The following is an 18,420-nucleotide window of genomic DNA, read 5'->3' on the forward strand; positions in this document are numbered from 1 at the left end:
CCTCACAATGCCGCGCGTAGCGCTTCACGAATCAGGGTTTCACTGCTGGCATCCGGTTTGGCAATTTTGCTCACCATCCGGCTGGCCTCCTGAGGTTTATATCCCAGCGCCACCAGCGCAGCAACCGCTTCCTGTTCAGCATCGTCAGAGGCTTGCGCGCCCGGCGAGGTAAGCACCAGATCAGCGGCTGGCGTAAACAGATCGCCATGCAGACCTTTAAAGCGGTCTTTCATCTCGACAATCAAACGCTCCGCGGTTTTCTTGCCGATACCCGGGAGTTTAATCAGCGCAGCAGGATCTTCGCGCTCAACGGCATTGACGAACTGCGGAGCGGACATGCCGGACAAAATAGCCAGCGCCAGCTTCGGCCCTACGCCGTTAGTTTTGATCAGCTCGCGAAACAGCATCCGTTCCTGTTTGTTATTGAAGCCATACAGCAACTGGGCATCTTCACGCACCACAAACTGGGTAAAGACAATCGCCTCTTTGCCCGCATCCGGCAACTCATAGAAGCAGGTCATCGGCATATGGACTTCATAGCCCACGCCACCGACTTCCAGCAGCACTAACGGGGGTTGTTTTTCAATGATGATGCCTCTGAGTCTGCCTATCACGTGACGCTCCTGCGTTCTGGAAGAAATTAACTGCCGACATAATAAAAAAAGGCTGGATAAACATCCAGCCTGATTTGTCATTATCGTAACCTGCCTCGCGCCAGATTAAGCCGCGATTCGCTCATCTGAACCGCGTTCTGGCTTATATGACAGTGGGTAATGGCTATCGCCAGCGCATCGGCGGCGTCTGCCTGCGGGTTCGCGGGAAGCTTCAGAAGCGTGCGCACCATATGCTGCACCTGACTTTTCTCCGCGCTACCAATCCCCACGACGCTCTGTTTGACCTGTCTGGCTGCGTATTCAAACACCGGAAGATCCTGATTCACCGCCGCAACGATGGCAACGCCCCGTGCCTGACCCAGTTTTAACGCTGAATCGGCGTTTTTCGCCATAAAGACCTGCTCAATGGCAAAAAAGTCGGGCTGAAACTGGGTGATGATCTCCGACACGCCAGCATAGATTAGCTTCAGGCGCGACGGCAGATCGTCCACTTTGGTCCGAATACAGCCGCTGCCAAGGTAGGTTAACTGGCGCCCTACCTGCCGGATGACGCCATAACCGGTGACGCGCGAGCCGGGGTCAATCCCGAGGATAATCGACATCACGCGTCTCCCGTAAACGGTTTATACGCTCTCATCAGAGAGTCGCTGCAACCTCATCAGAGATTTCACCGTTATGATACACTTCCTGCACGTCGTCGCAGTCTTCGAGCATGTCGATCAGACGCAGCAGTTTAGGTGCCGTTTCCGCATCCATGTCCGCTTTGGTTGACGGGATCATGGAAACTTCAGCGTTGTCTGCTTTCAGACCCGCCGCTTCCAGCGCGTCACGTACTGCGCCCATCTCTTCCCACGCGGTGTAGACGTCGATTGCGCCATCATCATAGGTCACAACGTCTTCTGCACCGGCTTCCAGCGCCGCTTCCATGATTACGTCTTCGTCGCCTTTCTCGAAGGAAATGACACCTTTTTTGCTGAACAGATAGGCCACGGAGCCGTCAGTGCCCAGGTTACCACCGCATTTGCTGAAGGCATGACGCACTTCCGCTACGGTACGGTTACGGTTGTCGGACAGACATTCAACCATCACCGCCGTACCGCCAGGACCGTAACCTTCATAAATGATGGTTTCCATGTTCGCGTCTTCATCACCGCCTACGCCACGTGCGATAGCACGGTTCAGGGTGTCACGCGTCATGTTGTTGGACAGGGCTTTATCCACTGCCGCACGCAGACGCGGGTTAGACGCCGCATCGCCGCCGCCCAGACGTGCCGCTGTAACCAGCTCACGAATAATTTTGGTGAAGATCTTACCGCGCTTGGCATCCTGTGCCGCTTTGCGGTGTTTGGTGTTGGCCCACTTACTATGACCTGCCATAAAAATTTCCTCAAAGAGCGCGCCTTTTCAGGCTACGTTAATTACAAATTCTTCAATCGCCTGCCGGTTGCTCCACGATTTGGTCAGTGCAGCGGCATCCGCCGCATCCACCCAGCGGTAGGTCAGGTGTTCGGTAAACACGATCTCCCGTTCATGGGGGAGCGCGAGACAGAACCACGATTCCGTATTGCGCTCAATACCCGGCGCATAGCGATGACGTAAATGGCTAAAAATTTCAAACTCCACCGTGCGCTGACAGTCCTTCAGGGTCAGTTGCTCGCAAGCAACGTCAATGCTGACCTCTTCCTTTACTTCGCGCGCGGCGGCCTGCGACGCGGTCTCCCCCTCTTCCAGGCTGCCGGTAACCGACTGCCAGAAATCAGGGTCATCGCGCCGCTGCAACATCAGCACCCGTTTCGTATCTTCTGCATAAATGACAACCAGAACCGAAACGGGACGCTTATACTGCATATTATTCGTTCTCCGAAATCTCTTTTGAAGCTTTCGGAAGCACCTGAATGCCCAGCTCAGCCAGCGCGGCCGGGTTGGCAAAGCTTGGGGCTTCCGTCATCAGACAGGCCGCAGCCGTGGTTTTCGGGAAGGCGATAACATCACGAATGTTGTCGGTGCCGGTCAGCAGCATGGTCAAACGGTCAAGACCGAATGCCAGACCCGCGTGTGGCGGCGTACCGTATTTCAGGGCGTCCAGCAGGAAGCCGAATTTCTCGCGCTGTTCGTGCTCGTTGATTCCCAGAATACCAAACACGGTTTGCTGCATTTCGCCGCTGTGAATACGCACGGAACCGCCACCCACTTCGTAGCCGTTGATAACCATGTCATACGCGTTTGCTACCGCATCTTCCGGTGCCGCTTTCAGCTCTGCCGCCGTCATGTCTTTTGGCGAGGTGAACGGGTGGTGCATTGCGGTCAGGCCGCCTTCACCGTCGTCTTCGAACATTGGGAAGTCGATTACCCACAGCGGAGCCCATTTGCTCTCGTCCGTCAGGCTCAGGTCTTTACCCAGCTTCAGACGCAGCGCGCCCATCGCGTCAGCAACGATTTTCTTGTTGTCTGCGCCAAAGAAGATCATGTCGCCATCCTGTGCGCCGGTGCGCTCGAGGATCGCTTCCACGATTTCCGCGTTCAGGAATTTCGCCACCGGGCTGGTAATGCCTTCCAGACCTTTCGCACGTTCGGTCACTTTAATATAGGCCAGACCTTTCGCGCCGTAGATCTTGATGAAGTTGCCGTAATCGTCAATCTGCTTACGGCTCAGCGCCGCACCGCCCGGTACACGCAGGGCAGCCACGCGACCTTTTGGATCGTTAGCCGGGCCGGCAAATACCGCGAACTCAACGGATTTCACCAGGTCTGCAACGTCCACCAGCTCCATCGGGTTACGCAGGTCTGGTTTGTCAGAGCCGTAGCGACGTTCAGCTTCAGCGAAGGTCATGATGGGGAAATCACCCAGTTCCACGCCTTTCACGTCATTCCACAGACTGCGCACCAGGGCTTCCATCACTTCACGCACCTGCTCGGCCGTCATGAAGGAGGTTTCCACATCGATCTGGGTAAATTCTGGCTGACGGTCAGCACGCAGGTCTTCGTCGCGGAAGCATTTTACAATCTGATAGTAGCGATCGAAGCCGGACATCATCAGCAGCTGTTTGAACAGCTGAGGAGACTGTGGCAGCGCGTAGAATTTGCCTTTGTGTACACGGGATGGAACCAGGTAATCGCGCGCGCCTTCCGGCGTGGCTTTGGTCAGCATCGGGGTTTCGATGTCGAGGAAACCGTGGTCATCCATAAAGCGACGCACCAAGCTGGTGATTTTCGCACGGGTTTTCAGGCGCTGAGCCATTTCCGGACGACGCAGGTCCAGATAGCGGTATTTCAGACGCGCTTCTTCAGTGTTGACGTGGTTGGAGTCCAGCGGCAGCGCTTCAGCACGGTTGATGATAACCAGATCCGACGCCAGCACTTCAATTGCGCCGGTCGCCATGTCTGCGTTAACGTTTTTCTCGTCACGCGCACGTACGGTGCCGGTGACCTGAATGCAGAACTCATTACGCAGCTCAGAAGCCAGCTTCAACGCATCTGCGCGATCTGGGTCGAAGAACACCTGAACGATACCTTCGCGGTCGCGCATATCGATGAAGATAAGGCTCCCAAGATCACGACGACGATTGACCCAACCACACAGGGTTACCTGCTGTCCAACGTGGGACTGACGCAGCTGCCCGCAATATTCTGTACGCATGAGATATCCCTTAATTAGCCGCAGGCTAAATGTCGCCTGGAATGCAGGCTACTATGTCGCAGCTTTCTGTATGTCACAACTGGATGAAAAAAGGCGGCTATTATACTGGAAATTCCGCCAGACGATAAGAGCGAACCACGGCCAGACGGTCGTTTGCTGCGCGCTTATTATGTATTCTCACAAAAATTAACAAAATTATCCGACCGATAACAGGTCATTACGTCGTAAGGTGTAGCGGAAGCGACTCATTTCACTGGAGTTACCATGTTAACACTTAATGCCCGCAAAACCGCGCTTGTGGTGATTGATTTACAGGAAGGGATCCTGCCGTTTGCCGGAGGCCCGCACAGCGCCGAAGATGTTGTCAGCCGCGCCGCGCGTCTGGCAGAAAAATGCCGTGCCAGCGGTGCCCCCGTGATCATGGTGCGCGTTGGCTGGTCAGCGGATTTCGCGGAGGCCTTAAAGCAGCCTGTCGATGCTCAGGTTGCAGCACATTCACTACCTGAAAACTGGTGGACCTATCCGGTTTCGCTCGGCAAACGGGACAGCGATATCGAAGTGACCAAACGCCAGTGGGGCGCATTCTACGGCACCGATCTTGAGCTGCAGCTGCGTCGGCGCGGTATCGACACCCTGATTCTCTGTGGGATCTCCACCAACATTGGCGTGGAATCCACCGCCCGAAACGCCTGGGAACTGGGCTTTAACCTGGTGATTGCTGAGGATGCATGCAGCGCAGCGTCTGCGGAGCAGCACCAGGGCAGTATGACCCACATCTTCCCGCGCATTGGCCGCGTGCGTAGCACGGACGACATTATAAGCGCCCTATGATCTACCTTGGCCTGCCCCAGTGGTCGCACCCGAAATGGGTGCGCCTGGGTATTACCAGCCTTGAAGAATATGCCCGTCATTTCAACTGCGTCGAGGGCAATACCACCCTCTACGCGCTACCCAGAGCAGAGATTGTTGAGCGCTGGCGCGACCAGACGACCGATGATTTCCGCTTCTGCTTCAAGTTTCCGGCGACGATCTCCCACACCGCTGCGCTGCGAAACTGCGGTGATTTGACCGACGAGTTCTTTGGCCGGATGTCGCCGCTGGCGAACCGCATCGGTCAGTACTGGTTGCAGCTTCCGGCCACCTTTAGCCCACATGACCTGCCTGCGCTATGGCAGTTCCTTGATACCCTGCCCAAGGACTTTACCTACGGCGTTGAGGTGAGACATGCGGCATTTTTTGCCAAGGGAGAGGCTGAAACGGCGCTTAACCGTGGCTTACATGCGCGCGGGGTGAACCGGGTGATTCTCGACAGCCGCCCCGTGCACAGCGCCATCCCGCATAACGAGGCCATCATTGATGCCCAGCGTAAAAAGCCCAGGGTGCCTGTTCACGCCGTGGTCACCGCGCAAAACCCGATGGTCAGGTTTATCGGCAGCGATAACATGCAGCAAAACCAGGAGATGTTCGCCGTCTGGCTGCAAAAATTAGCGAAATGGGAGCAAACCACCACGCCGTATCTCTTTCTCCATACGCCGGATATCGCTCACGCCCCCGAACTGGTCGATGTTCTCTGGCAGGCCTTGCAGGCTGCGGTTCCGTCCGTTGGCAACGCCCCTTCTATCCCACAACAATCTTCTCTTTTCTGATATCAGCCCCTATCATAGGAAGGTGCCATCTGCCAAAAACAGGGAGTTAGTATGGTCAGCGCGCTGTATGCGGTGTTAGGTGCATTACTGCTGATTAAGTTTTCATTTGATGTTGTGCGCCTGCGAATGCAGTATCGTGTTTCTTACGGTGACGGCGGTTTTTCGGAGTTACAGAGCGCTATCCGCATTCACGGTAACGCGGTTGAGTACATCCCCGTTGCGTTAATTTTGCTGCTGTTTATGGAAATGAACGGCGCGGAAACCTGGATGGTGCACGTCTGCGGCCTGCTTCTGATTGCCGGCCGGTTAATGCATTATTACGGCTTTCACCACCGCTTATTCCGCTGGCGTCGTTCCGGCATGAGCGCGACCTGGTGTTCGCTTTTGCTGATGGTGCTGGCTAACCTTTGGTATATGCCGTGGGAGTTGGTTTTCTCCTTCCATTAGCGCACAATACGCCACTTTATTTTTCCCGGATTTTTACGTTATGTCAGATCGCGACACGCTTTTTTCCGCGCCTATCGCCAGCCTGGGCGACTGGACCTTTGATGAACGGGTAGCCGAAGTCTTCCCGGATATGATCCAGCGCTCTGTTCCCGGTTATTCCAATATCATCTCTATGATCGGCATGCTGGCTGAGCGCTTCGTTCAACCCGGCACGCAGGTGTATGATCTGGGCTGCTCGCTCGGCGCGGCAACGCTGTCTGTTCGTCGTAACGTTCACCATGAAGGCTGTAAAATCATTGCCGTCGATAACTCCCCGGCCATGGTGGAACGCTGCCGTCGCCACATCGACGCGTATAAAGCCCCGACGCCAGTCGAGGTTGTGGAAGGTGATATCCGTGATATCGACATCAATAACGCGTCGCTGGTGGTTCTGAATTTTACTCTGCAGTTCCTGGTGCCTGAAGACCGTCAGCTGTTGCTGGACAAAATTTATAAAGGCCTGAAACCCGGTGGCGCGCTGGTGCTGTCCGAGAAATTCAGCTTTGAAGATGCCGAAGTGGGTGAGCTGCTGTTCAATATGCATCACGACTTCAAACGGGCCAACGGCTATAGCGAACTGGAAATTAGCCAGAAACGTAGCATGCTCGAAAACGTGATGCTGACGGACTCCGTCGAAACCCATAAAGCACGCCTGCGTCAGGCAGGCTTCGAGCACAGCGAACTGTGGTTCCAGTGCTTCAACTTCGGCTCGCTGGTGGCGCTGAAAGGTGGGGACATCGCATGATCGAGTTCAGTAATTTCTATCAGCTGATTGCCAAAAACCATCTCTCCCACTGGCTGGAGACGCTGCCGGCACAAATTGCTGCCTGGCAGCGGGATCAGCAGCATGGTCTGTTAAAGCAGTGGTCCAACGCGGTGGAGTTTCTGCCGGAACTGACCCCGCACCGTCTGGATCTGCTCCACAGCGTTACCGCGCAAAGCGAAACACCCCTTCCCCCCGGGCAGATAAACCGCATTGAAACGCTGATGCGTAACCTGATGCCGTGGCGTAAAGGTCCGTTCTCACTCTACGGCGTTAACATTAATACTGAATGGCGTTCTGACTGGAAATGGGATCGCGTGCTGCCTCACCTTTCCGACCTGACCGGGCGAACCATTCTGGATGTTGGCTGCGGCAGCGGTTACCACATGTGGCGCATGATTGGCGCAGGGGCACATCTGGCGGTGGGGATTGACCCTATGCAGCTGTTCCTGTGCCAGTTTGAAGCGGTGCGTAAATTGCTGGGTAACGACCAGCGCGCGCACCTGCTGCCGTTGGGTATTGAGCAGCTCCCTGCCCTGAAGGCGTTTGACACCGTGTTTTCGATGGGTGTCCTGTACCACCGCCGCTCCCCACTCGAACATCTGTGGCAGCTGAAAGATCAGCTGGTCAGCGGCGGCGAGCTGGTGCTGGAAACGCTGGTGGTAGAGGGTGATGAGAATACCGTTCTGGTGCCGGGCGATCGCTATGCGCAGATGCGGAACGTTTACTTTATTCCTTCCGCGCCGGCGCTGAAAAACTGGCTGGAGAAGTGCGGTTTTGTGGATGTCCGTATTGCCGATGTTTGCGTAACGTCAACTGAAGAACAGCGTCGCACCGACTGGATGATCACCGAATCGCTGGCGGAATTCCTCGACCCGGCAGACCACAGCAGGACTGTCGAAGGGTATCCTGCGCCAATGCGCGCGGTGTTGATCGCGACGAAACCGTAGATTTTCCCCCACCCCCTGCCCTCTTCCCAAAGGGCGAGGGAGAAAAGACCGCACCGTACTGTCCCCTCTCCTCTTTGGGGAGAGGGTTAGGGTGAGGGGCATAAAAAAAGGCCCCTGTTGAAATTGCAGGGGCCTGGTACAAGCAAGCATCATATTGGGCGACATGATGCGCGGTAAAAATCGGTACGTTGCTACACGTGATGACGTTCAATCATCGATTTCATTACCGCAACCGACTCTCCCTCTACACCGTAGCGTGAGTACTCATCCGCTTCAGCATCCGTCGACATTGACAACCCTGTGTTGCGATAACGCATGGGCGATGGCATCCATTTGCCCGCAGAGCTGTGAAGCTCCTCTACCCCGGCGTTTAAAAACAGTTCCATATTGCTGGCACGCACTCCCGCACCCGCCATTATTATTGGAACACCGGAATGTGCTTTTAGTTCCGTAATTAATTGCAGTCCTTTTTCAGCAGAGGACTGCTGACCCGATGTCAGGACCCGCGCCACGCCAAGTTCAGCAAGAATATCAAAGGATTGCAGGGGATCTTTACACATATCAAACGCGCGATGAAAAGTGACCGCCATCCCTTTTGCCGCGTTCATGACCTGACGCATGCGCGGCAGATCGACATTGCCGTCTTCATCAAGCAACCCAATAACCAGGCCGGGGAATCCCAGATCGCCAACGAGAGTGATATCTTCAAGCATGGCACTGAACTCGCCCGGCGTGTAACAGAAATCGCCGCCGCGAGGACGAATAATCGGGTGTACCGGAAGGGTGACAGCCTGACGGGCAGACTTCAGCATCCCGTATGAAGGCGTTAACCCACCCTCTTTGGGTGCGGCGCACAGTTCAATGCGGTCAGCCCCGTGCTGTTGCGCGGTGACGGCACACTCCACGCTGTAACAACAAATCTCCAGCAGCGCCATTACATCCTCCTTAATATCCACTTAACGCACCATCATGACACGCAGGCTACGCCCGGTCTCAGCGTACGGTCACATCTTATGCTTCGCTGGCAACAATCTGTTCAATCGTCCAGGGATGGAACTTCACGGTAACCTGTCCGTCAGTGACGGCCAGAGTAGGATTAGGCAGACGCTCACGTTCGCCTTTCGGGGAACTTGTTTTCACAAAAATGCCAGGCTTGCTCAGCCCCTCGTCAGACAACAGCGCCAGTGCACGAGCATTCAGCGTTTCGGGCTCACCCGGCAGGACAATTTCGATATGCTCCCAGCCTTCATGCGGATAGCGTTTCTCGCCCGGCCAGGGCAATTCGACCACACTGAACTGCCAGTGAGCCACGCACACCGGTTCATGCAGTTTGAACAGGCAGATGGGGCGACCGTTGATGATGTTCTCTGAGAGTAACTCGCCACACTGTTCAAACCCGCGACGCCAGCGCTCGGCGGTTGCGTTCTGATGACAGCGCAAGGAGATGTGATCGGCCTCAAGCGGCGCAATATCCAGACCAAGGCGGGTGGCAAGTTCTGTGAACGCCTGGGTGAAGCGCGGTAAATCTGCGGAAATATCATGCAGTTCGTCAATGGAGTGCCAGTTCGCCATACGTCAGTCTCTTATCGTGTCGCAAAGCCGCTAATTTACTCTGTTGCCCTCTTTCGACCAACCTCTGAATAGCGGTTTTTACGACTGCATGTTTATGCATGCTTTCTTAGCCTGGATTCTGAGCAATCTTCGGCCCCCGCAATGCTGACGCCAGAAGGCATTTGCAGTATACTCCCGCCCTAAATTCTTTAACTGGCGCGGGCGGTTATTTGCCCGCATCAAAAATGTAAGGTATCCAGGTGAATATTCAGGCTCTTCTCTCCGAAAAAGTCAGTCAGGCACTGATTGCAGCAGGTGCGCCTGCGGATTGCGAACCGCAGGTTCGTCAGTCAGCAAAAGTACAGTTTGGCGACTATCAGGCTAATGGCGTGATGGCAGTGGCTAAAAAACTGGGTATGCCGCCGCGACAACTCGCCGAGCAGGTGCTGACTCATCTGGATCTCACCGGTATTGCCAGCAAAACTGAAATCGCCGGCCCTGGATTTATCAACATCTTCCTTGAGCCTGCTTTCCTGGCACGCCACGTTGACGCGGCGCTGAAATCTGACCGTCTGGGTGTTTCCCAGCCAGAAGCGCAGACCGTGGTGATTGACTACTCAGCGCCAAACGTGGCGAAAGAGATGCACGTCGGGCACCTGCGTTCCACTATTATCGGTGACGCGGCCGTGCGTACCCTGGAGTTCCTCGGTCACAAAGTGATCCGCGCGAACCACGTGGGCGACTGGGGTACCCAGTTCGGGATGCTGATTGCTTACCTGGAAAAACAGCAACAGGAAAACGCGGGTGAGATGGCCCTGGCAGACCTGGAAGGGTTCTACCGCGAAGCTAAAAAACACTACGACGAAGACGACGCTTTTGCCGAGCGCGCGCGCAGTTACGTGGTAAAACTGCAGGGCGGCGACCCGTACTTCCTCGAGATGTGGCGCAAACTGGTTGACATCACCATGTCCCAGAACCAGCTCACCTATAACCGTCTGAACGTCACCCTGACCCGTGACGATGTGATGGGTGAAAGCCTCTATAACCCGATGCTGCCTGGCATTGTGGCTGACCTGAAGGCCAAAAACCTGGCGGTTGAGAGCGAAGGCGCTACGGTCGTGTTCCTTGATGAGTATAAAAACAAGGAAGGTGAACCGATGGGCGTGATCATCCAGAAAAAGGATGGCGGCTATCTCTACACCACCACCGATATCGCCTGTGCGAAATACCGTTACGAAACGCTGCATGCGGACCGCGTGCTGTACTACATTGACTCCCGTCAGCACCAGCACCTGATGCAGGCGTGGACTATCGTGCGCAAAGCAGGCTACGTGCCGGATTCCGTGCCGCTTGAACACCATATGTTCGGCATGATGCTGGGTAAAGACGGTAAGCCGTTCAAAACCCGTGCAGGCGGTACCGTGAAGCTGTCCGACCTGCTGGACGAAGCGCTGGAACGCGCCCGCCGTCTGGTGGCCGAGAAGAATCCGGATATGCCTGCCGATGAGCTGGAAAAACTCGCCAACGCCGTGGGGATCGGTGCAGTGAAGTACGCGGATCTCTCCAAGAACCGTACCACCGACTATATCTTCGACTGGGATAACATGCTGGCCTTTGAAGGTAATACTGCGCCGTATATGCAGTACGCCTACACCCGCGTGCTCTCCGTGTTCCGTAAAGCCAGTATCGATGAAAGCGCGCTGGCCAATGCTGAGGTGATCATTTCCGAAGATCGCGAAGCCCAGCTGGCGGCACGTCTGCTGCAGTTTGAAGAGACGCTGGCCGTTGTCGCACGTGACGGTACCCCGCACGTGATGTGCTCTTACCTGTACGATCTGGCGGGTCTGTTCTCCGGTTTCTACGAACACTGCCCTATCCTGTCTGCGGAAAGCGAAGCGGTCCGCAACAGCCGCCTGAAGCTGGCTCAGCTGACGGCGAAGACCCTGAAGCTGGGTCTGGATACCCTGGGTATCGAAACCGTAGAGCGCATGTAATAAAAAAACCCGGCCATCGCCGGGTTTTTTATGTTCAAAAATATTTGCGCAGGTATTCCGTTAAACACAGGATTGCCATGGCCTGTCCATAGGGCATCGACGTGAGTGGGATCTGGCGATAGAACGCCAGATCGCTGCCCATCCCCGTACCGAACGACGTCTGCAGTAACTCCCCTTCCGGCGAGATATTTTCCACAATGCCGCGAATCGCTTTCTCCGCCACCTCAGCATATTCCGCGCCGACATAGCGTTTACGCACCGCTTTCAGAATACCGTAGGCAAAGCCTGCCGTGGCTGACGCCTCAAGGTAGGAATGCGGATCGTCGAGCAGCGTATGCCACAGGCCGCTATCGTCCTGACATTTGGCGAGGGCCGCAATCTGCGCGTTCAGCACCTGCACAAGGTAGCGACGAAGGGCGTTATGTTCAGGCAAATCCACCAGCTCAAGGAAATCCGGGATCACGATGGTCAGCCAGCTGTTGCCTCGTGCCCAGCGTGCCTTCGCAAAGTTATGGTGGCCTTCGTAATTCCAGCCGTGGAACCACAGGCCGGTTTCGCGATCCATCAGGTTCTGCACGTGCAGCAGAAACTGATACACCGCCTCTTCAACGTACTCCGGTTTATTAAGGAGCTTGCCGATTTTCGCCAGCGGCAGAACCGTCATCATCAGCGTGTCATCCCACATCTGCTGAGAATTCTCTTCCGCCAGGGTGATGTGCTGCATGCCGCCATGGTCGGTGCGCGGCATCTCATTCATGGCCCACTCCGCCCAACTTTCCAGCCACGGCAGCCAGGCCGGGTTTCTGGTCTCTTCGTAACGATATGCCAGCGTCAGGAACGGTGACATGGTATTCACGTTTTTGGTGGTCGCTCCTTCCCTGAAACGATCGGCAAACCAGTGGTCAATGATGTCACGCATCGCTTCGTCGCCCGTCTGGCAGTAATACTGCCAGATACCGTATAACCCCACTCCGTGGGTCCACTCCCAGCCAGCCCATCCTTTGGTGTCAATGACCCGCCCGTCGTCCAGGCGCAGTAAAAACTCACCTGTTGTGTCGTGGATATTAACGAGGTTATGCGTCACCTTTTCAATCAGCGATTTCAGCTCGTCCCGGGCGATGAAATGTGCAGGTTGACGCAGGAGTGGACTGTGTTTGACCGGCCAAACTTTCATTATCTTAACCTCTGTTGTATGTCGAATTCAGTACCGCGCGCCCCTTCAGCGAAGGTGCCGCAGGCTTATTACGATTCAGATAACCGATGTTGTTATTGCCCCACAGCGACGCATAAGGCATACCGGCCAGCATCTCTACGGTGGCGCGGGCTTCTGGTGTCGCACTCTCAGGAATGGCGCGGCCAGACGCGCGCATTTTGGCGGTCTCTTCACGCAGCGTGGTATGGGTGTGCAAATTGAGTTTGAAACGCAGCGAGACCAGGAAGCCGCAGAACAGAACCAGAAGCGTTCCCACGCTCAGGATCAGCAGAATGGTGTGGCTCACTTCCGCGGGCTGGGTCTTTTGTCCGCTGACAAAGCCGGACATCTGCATCACAATGCCCACCAGCATTACCGCCCCCGCCTGCGAGGCTTTACGGGTCAGCGTCATGATGCCGGCGAAAATCCCTTCGCGGCGCTGGCCGGTGATCACTTCATCGACATCAGCAATGTAGGTGTAGGTATTCCACGGCACATAGTTGATCCCACCGCGTCCCAGACCGGCAACTGCAGAGACCAGCAATAACAGAGAGTAGATATCACTCAGGCCCGCGTAATACAGCACGGCGTAGGAAAGCGATGCCAGGCCAAACAGCACCACGACCATCCGATAGGACGGCGCGGGTCCGAAGCGAATGCACAGCGGGATCATGGCGATAACCGCAATAAACTGGAAGATGGCCATCGTGCCCAGCAGGCTGGAGGCCATGGATGCTTCCTGCATCAGCACGAAAACCACGTAGTAGGTAAACACGGCATTAAAGACGTCCTGGGCGATATACCCGCCAAGGTACATCCCCAGATGCTGACGAAAAATTCTCACGCGCAGCGTAGAGCTCAACTCCACAAACAGGCGGTTGAGGCTCTGCCCGAGCGACAGTTTCTTCTTCTCTTCTTCGGCACGCAGGGCGGCTTCGCTCCACTCTTCCCGCGGTCGCTCCCAGGTGAAGAACCAGACGAGCATCAGCATCAGCGCGCACAGCACGGAGAAGACCAGGCTTGCATAGAAAAAGGAGACCGCGTTGTCTTTGCCGAAATGCGTGAGCAGGATCCCCGGCAGGAATGAGGCCAGGATGGCAGACATTTGCGCCATCGAGATACGGGCACCTGAGAAGCGGGTTTTCTGTTTAAAGTCATCGGTCATTTCCGGCACCAGCGTTTCGTACGGCACCAGAATCATGGTGTAGACGATATCGAACACCAGATAGGTCAGCAGGTAATACCAGAAACTCATCTCCCCCACCCACATCAGGGAGTAGCTGAACACGCACGGGATCCCCAGCAGAATAAAGAACTTACGCCGACCGAAGCGCTTGCCGAGCCAGGTCGTGCCAAAGTTATCGGTCAAAAAGCCCATCAAAGGGCTGACGACGGCATCCAGTACCCTTGCGGCGGCAAAGATGAAGGTTGCTTCAATCGGGGAGAGTCCACAGAACGTTGTATAAAAATACAACAGCCAGGCCGCCGTCAGGGCGGTGGTTCCCGCCCCGAGGAAATCGCCTGACCCGTAAGCAAGATAATTTGCGAGTCCAATTTTTCGTGTTTTCATTGCCGTCAACCCTACTCAGTTTTGGGAGACTCCCTGTAAGCAAAATCTGATCCGGGAGTTATTACACGGCTACAGTAAGAGTATCGACCTGGTGATACCTTTCTGTTTTTGCCATCACCGGCAAGCGGCTGGCAAAAATGCAAAGAGTGTTGTTACGCGTGTCACTGATTTATAAAACAGCGTTTCTTTTACATCAAAAGAGGAGGTCATTTTTTGCGAGCCAGCCATCAGAAATGGCTGATGGCTGTCGTAGAAAGCGGGGTATTAGCGGTAGTTGACGATGACGGAATTACGTTGAACTTTCAGCGCAGGGATCAGGCGTCCGCCGCCCGGCACTTCCCAGATAAAGCGCAAAGGTTCGACAGCAGGCACGCCGTTGAAGGCCTGAGTGGTGCCATTCTCTCCGTCAATTTCCGTACAGCGTGTCTGGGAGCACAGCCGTACCCGAAGCCCGGCAGGCGTTGGGCCAATAAGCGTGTAGTTCCAGACCACCAGGGTCATCAGACCGGACACCGGCTCAGTCGGTGATAGCGGTCGCGAAGACATGGCGACACCGCGGTTGCTGAGGGTCACGCCAATGCTGCTGGCCTGCCAGGTCCCTTCCCCGGCGGCCTGGGCCACCAGCGGAAAAAGTAAGATCCATAACCACTTACGCATTATTTTCCTCCGATCGTCGCCGTCATACGGATATGACGGTTATCCGACAACTCCATATTCGACAGCACGACCAGCTGGTTCAGGCTACGGCGCAGGAAGCGCGACAGCAGCGGACGCAGCGCATGGTTCACCAGCAGAACCGGTGGCGCACCCAGCATCTCCTGACGCGCCAGCGCCTCTTGTGTTTGCTCCAGCAGACGGTCGGCCAGGCCAGGTTCCAGCCCTCCACCGCCCTGCAGAGCCTGCAGCAGCAGACGTTCAAGCGGCGTATCGAGGCCGATAACCTGCACTTCCCCGGTACCCGGGAACCACTGCTGCGTGATCGCCCGTCCCAGTGCCACGCGCACCACCGCCGTTAGCTCGTGTGGATCGCTTTGCAACGGTGCATGCTCGGCGAGGGTTTCCAGAATGGTACGCATATCGCGGATCGGCACTTTTTCCTCGAGCAGGTTTTGCAGCACCTTGTGCAGCGTGGTCAGCGTCACGACGCCTGGCACGAGATCTTCCGTCAGCTTCGGCATCTCCTGCGTGACGCGATCGAGCAGTTGCTGGGCTTCCTGACGACCAAACAGCTCTGCAGAGAATTGTCCAATCAGATGGTTCAGGTGGGTCGCCACCACGGTACTCGCCTCCACCACGGTGTAGCCCTGAATTTGCGCCTGCTCTTTCAGCGCGCTTTCAATCCAGATAGCAGCCAGGCCAAAGGCCGGGTCGATGGTTTGCTCGCCTGGCAGCGTACCCGCCGCGGTGCCTGGGTTAATGGCCAGCCAGCGGCCAGGATAAGCATCACCGCTGCCAATCTCTACGCCTTTCATCAGAATACGATAGCGCGCAGGCGGCAGATCCATATTGTCGCGGATGTGAACCACCGGCGGCAGGAAGCCCATGTCCTGGGCGAATTTTTTACGGATGCTGCGGATTCGGCCCAACAGTTCGCCATCCTGCTGGAAATCGACCATCGGGATGAGGCGATACCCTACTTCCATTCCCAGCGAGTCTTCCAGTTGAACGTCGTTCCAGGTCGCTTCCACGGCCTGCGTGTTCTCCGGCATTTTTACCGGAGCAGGTTCCGCTGCCGGGGTCATCTCACGGCCACGCATCCACCAGGCAAGGCCCAACAATGCCGCAGTGAACAGCAGGAACACCAGGTTTGGCATTCCCGGCACCAGACCGAGCAGGCCCAGCACCGCGGCGGCCAGCAGCATCACGCGCGGGTTGCTGAAGAGCTGCCCGACCATCTGCTCGCCAACATCCTGATCGGTACTGACGCGGGTCACGATAACCCCCGCCGCCGTTGAGATGACCAGCGCCGGGATCTGCGCCACCAGACCGTCACCAATGGTCAGCAGCGTATAGCTTTCCGCCGCGTGGCCCATGTCCATACCGTGCTGCAGCACGCCCACCAGCAGGCCGCCGACCACGTTAATCACCATGATCAGGATGCCCGCAATGGCATCACCGCGAACAAACTTACTCGCACCGTCCATTGAGCCGTAGAAGTCAGCTTCCTGCGTCACTTCCGAGCGGCGCTTTTTGGCTTCATCTTCGGCAATAAGCCCGGCGTTCAGATCCGCGTCGATGGCCATCTGCTTGCCCGGCATCCCGTCAAGCACAAAACGCGCGCCCACTTCCGCGATACGTCCGGCACCTTTGGTGATAACCATAAAGTTGATGATGACAAGAATGACGAACACCACGATACCGATGGCAAAGTTACCGCCGACCAGGAAGTGGCCGAATGCCTCAACCACTTTACCCGCCGCGGCAGCACCGGTATGACCTTCCATCAGAATGATACGGGTTGACGCCACGTTCAGCGCCAGCCTTAACAAGGTGGTAAACAGCAGAATGGTCGGGAATGCGGCGAACTCAAGGGTGCGCTGGGTGAACATCGCCACCAGCAAAACCATAATGGACAACGCAATGTTGAATGTGAAAAGCAGGTCGAGGATGAACGCCGGAAGCGGCAAGACCATCATCGACAGAATTAGCAGGATGAGAATCGGTCCGGCAAGGATCTGCCATTGCGTCGATTTCAGGTTGCCGGGCAGGCGCAACATTGCCACCAGATTAGCCATCAGTGTCCTTCTCGTTCATAAAATCCAGCGCGTCAGGCACCGGAAGGTTCTCAGGTTTCACAGGCCGTTGACCGCCAGCCAGACGCCAGCGTTTCAACTGCCATACCCAGGCCAGCACTTCCGCCACCGCGGCGTAGAGTTGTCCTGGGATCTGTTGTCCAATTTCCGCATGGCGATACAGCGCTCGCGCCAGCGGAGGCGCTTCGAGTATGGGCACCCGGTTTTCGGTACCAATTTCACGAATACGCAGGGCGATAAGCCCCGCCCCTTTCGCCACCACTTTCGGCGCGCTCATTTTGTTTTCGTCGTACTGCAGCGCAACGGAATAGTGTGTCGGGTTAGTCACAATGACGTCGGCTTTTGGCACATCTTCCATCATCCGTCGACGGGCGGCAGCACGCTGCATCTGGCGGATACGCCCTTTCACGTGCGGGTCACCTTCCATCTGCTTATATTCATCCCGAATATCCTGACGAGACATGCGCAGTTTCTTGAAGTGGCTGTAAAGCTGGAAGATAACGTCAAAACCCACCATGGGAATAATGCTGAGCACCACCAGCAGGGCACAGAGCCCGGCCAGGTTCAGCGCATTGCTCATCGCGGTTAACGGCGATTCGCTGATAAGGCGCATCATTTCCGGCCAGTGGTGCCACAGAAAAAAACCGCCGGTACTGCCCATCAGGACCGATTTAAGAATCGCTTTAAGCAACTCCGCACCGGTTTGCGCCGAGAACATTTTCGCAATCCCCGGCAGCGGGTTCAGTTTCGAAAACTTGGGTTGCAGCGATTTCCCGCTAAACACCAGACCGCCCAGCATCACGGGCGAGACCAGCGCCACCAGCACGACGCCGGTAATCAGGGGCAACAGCGCAAGCATGGCATCTTTAACGAGCAGGATTATCTGGCTGAGGATCAGGTTAGGGTCGTTGACCATACTGTGGTCAAAACGTAGGCCAGCCGAGAGCATTCCCGCCAGTTTGCGGGCGAGCGCCTCCCCACCCCACCAGATAATGCACACGCCTACGATGAGGATCAGCAGGGATGTCAGTTCTCGGGATCGGGGGACCTGCCCTTCCTCACGCGCTTTTTCTAGTCGGTGGGGTGTGGGGGCTTCCGTTTTGTCGTCGTTCTCTTCTGCCACAGTGCCTGCTCGCAGCCCATTTAGTCACGGGTATCATGCCAGCCTGACCCTTCATCAATGGGTTGAAAAAACCCAATAACCGGGTTCTTTTAGCCAGTTCAGCGTCGGAGCAATCGGGTGATGAGTAAAAAACGGCAAAAA

The 18,420-nt window shown here is 56.0% G+C and carries 18 protein-coding genes; 6 read left to right on the top strand and 12 right to left on the bottom strand.

Annotated elements, in window-relative coordinates; translation table 11 throughout:
- Positions 1 to 2: 2 nt before the first annotated feature.
- The 5 genes from ruvA to aspS form a co-directional block, all read right to left on the bottom strand.
- Positions 3 to 614: a Holliday junction branch migration protein RuvA gene (gene ruvA / locus HV340_RS13315; protein WP_020883395.1), complete on the bottom strand. Its 612-nt coding sequence runs from the start codon at positions 612 to 614 to the stop codon at positions 3 to 5.
- A gap of 80 nt (positions 615 to 694) precedes the next feature.
- Positions 695 to 1,216: a crossover junction endodeoxyribonuclease RuvC gene (gene ruvC, locus HV340_RS13320; protein WP_063924827.1), complete on the bottom strand. Its 522-nt coding sequence runs from the start codon at positions 1,214 to 1,216 to the stop codon at positions 695 to 697.
- Between the two features lie 34 nt (positions 1,217 to 1,250).
- Positions 1,251 to 1,991, bottom strand: coding sequence for a YebC/PmpR family DNA-binding transcriptional regulator (locus HV340_RS13325; RefSeq protein WP_014170643.1), 741 nt, complete (start codon positions 1,989 to 1,991; stop codon positions 1,251 to 1,253).
- 27 nt (positions 1,992 to 2,018) lie between these two features.
- Positions 2,019 to 2,462: a dihydroneopterin triphosphate diphosphatase gene (gene nudB, locus HV340_RS13330; protein ID WP_181216030.1), complete on the bottom strand. Its 444-nt coding sequence runs from the start codon at positions 2,460 to 2,462 to the stop codon at positions 2,019 to 2,021.
- Position 2,463: 1 nt separating this feature from the next.
- Entirely contained in the window at positions 2,464 to 4,251 is a 1,788-nt protein-coding gene (aspS, locus tag HV340_RS13335; RefSeq protein ID WP_032678430.1) for an aspartate--tRNA ligase, read from the bottom strand.
- A 264-nt stretch (positions 4,252 to 4,515) separates the two neighbouring features.
- Between aspS and HV340_RS13340 the strand changes: the two genes are divergently transcribed.
- Genes HV340_RS13340 through cmoB form a run of 5 tightly spaced genes read left to right on the top strand, consistent with a single transcriptional unit; the run spans position 4,516 to position 8,096 of the window.
- On the top strand, positions 4,516 to 5,082 hold the full coding sequence (locus HV340_RS13340) for a hydrolase (protein ID WP_032678431.1): 567 nt from the start codon (positions 4,516 to 4,518) through the stop codon (positions 5,080 to 5,082).
- Entirely contained in the window at positions 5,079 to 5,897 is an 819-nt protein-coding gene (locus HV340_RS13345; protein WP_163387256.1) for a DUF72 domain-containing protein, read from the top strand. The genes HV340_RS13340 and HV340_RS13345 overlap by 4 nt, the downstream gene beginning before the upstream one ends.
- A 51-nt stretch (positions 5,898 to 5,948) precedes the next feature.
- A complete protein-coding gene (locus tag HV340_RS13350; protein ID WP_020883391.1) occupies positions 5,949 to 6,344 on the top strand; it encodes an MAPEG family protein in 396 nt (131 codons plus the stop codon).
- Positions 6,345 to 6,384: 40 nt separating this feature from the next.
- Positions 6,385 to 7,128 carry a carboxy-S-adenosyl-L-methionine synthase CmoA gene (cmoA, locus tag HV340_RS13355; RefSeq protein ID WP_020883390.1) on the top strand — a complete coding sequence of 248 codons (744 nt, stop codon included), beginning with the start codon at positions 6,385 to 6,387 and terminating at the stop codon, positions 7,126 to 7,128.
- Positions 7,125 to 8,096: a tRNA 5-methoxyuridine(34)/uridine 5-oxyacetic acid(34) synthase CmoB gene (gene cmoB, locus HV340_RS13360; RefSeq protein ID WP_063924818.1), complete on the top strand. Its 972-nt coding sequence runs from the start codon at positions 7,125 to 7,127 to the stop codon at positions 8,094 to 8,096. Before cmoA ends, cmoB begins: the two co-directional genes overlap by 4 nt.
- Before the next feature lie 191 nt (positions 8,097 to 8,287).
- On the opposite strand, the gene cutC is transcribed toward cmoB, so the two are convergent.
- Complete coding sequence (gene cutC / locus HV340_RS13365) at positions 8,288 to 9,031, bottom strand: copper homeostasis protein CutC (protein ID WP_041162738.1); 744 nt, start codon at positions 9,029 to 9,031, stop codon at positions 8,288 to 8,290.
- Between the two features lie 76 nt (positions 9,032 to 9,107).
- Positions 9,108 to 9,668 carry a VOC family protein gene (locus tag HV340_RS13370; protein ID WP_014170652.1) on the bottom strand — a complete coding sequence of 187 codons (561 nt, stop codon included), beginning with the start codon at positions 9,666 to 9,668 and terminating at the stop codon, positions 9,108 to 9,110.
- 239 nt (positions 9,669 to 9,907) lie between these two features.
- Between HV340_RS13370 and argS the strand changes: the two genes are divergently transcribed.
- Positions 9,908 to 11,641, top strand: coding sequence for an arginine--tRNA ligase (argS, locus tag HV340_RS13375; protein ID WP_014170653.1), 1,734 nt, complete (start codon positions 9,908 to 9,910; stop codon positions 11,639 to 11,641).
- Between the two features lie 34 nt (positions 11,642 to 11,675).
- Here the strand turns inward: argS and HV340_RS13380 are convergent, their stop codons facing one another.
- The 5 genes from HV340_RS13380 to flhB form a co-directional block, all read right to left on the bottom strand.
- Positions 11,676 to 12,815: a glycoside hydrolase family 105 protein gene (locus tag HV340_RS13380; RefSeq protein ID WP_063924817.1), complete on the bottom strand. Its 1,140-nt coding sequence runs from the start codon at positions 12,813 to 12,815 to the stop codon at positions 11,676 to 11,678.
- A gap of 4 nt (positions 12,816 to 12,819) precedes the next feature.
- Positions 12,820 to 14,403, bottom strand: a complete 1,584-nt coding sequence (locus HV340_RS13385; protein ID WP_025203842.1) for an MFS transporter — start codon at positions 14,401 to 14,403, stop codon at positions 12,820 to 12,822.
- A 264-nt stretch (positions 14,404 to 14,667) separates the two neighbouring features.
- Positions 14,668 to 15,063 carry a flagellar protein FlhE gene (locus HV340_RS13390; RefSeq protein WP_123266835.1) on the bottom strand — a complete coding sequence of 132 codons (396 nt, stop codon included), beginning with the start codon at positions 15,061 to 15,063 and terminating at the stop codon, positions 14,668 to 14,670.
- Positions 15,060 to 17,138 (bottom strand): flagellar biosynthesis protein FlhA, encoded by a 2,079-nt coding sequence (gene flhA / locus HV340_RS13395; protein WP_014170658.1) that lies wholly within the window; start codon positions 17,136 to 17,138, stop codon positions 15,060 to 15,062. Before flhA ends, HV340_RS13390 begins: the two co-directional genes overlap by 4 nt.
- Positions 17,131 to 18,279 carry a flagellar biosynthesis protein FlhB gene (flhB, locus tag HV340_RS13400; protein ID WP_014170659.1) on the bottom strand — a complete coding sequence of 383 codons (1,149 nt, stop codon included), beginning with the start codon at positions 18,277 to 18,279 and terminating at the stop codon, positions 17,131 to 17,133. The genes flhA and flhB overlap by 8 nt, the downstream gene beginning before the upstream one ends.
- Between the last annotated feature and the right edge of the window lie 141 nt (positions 18,280 to 18,420).

It is taken from the genome of Enterobacter sp. RHBSTW-00975, assembly GCF_013615235.1.
GTDB lineage: Bacteria > Pseudomonadota > Gammaproteobacteria > Enterobacterales > Enterobacteriaceae > Enterobacter > Enterobacter ludwigii.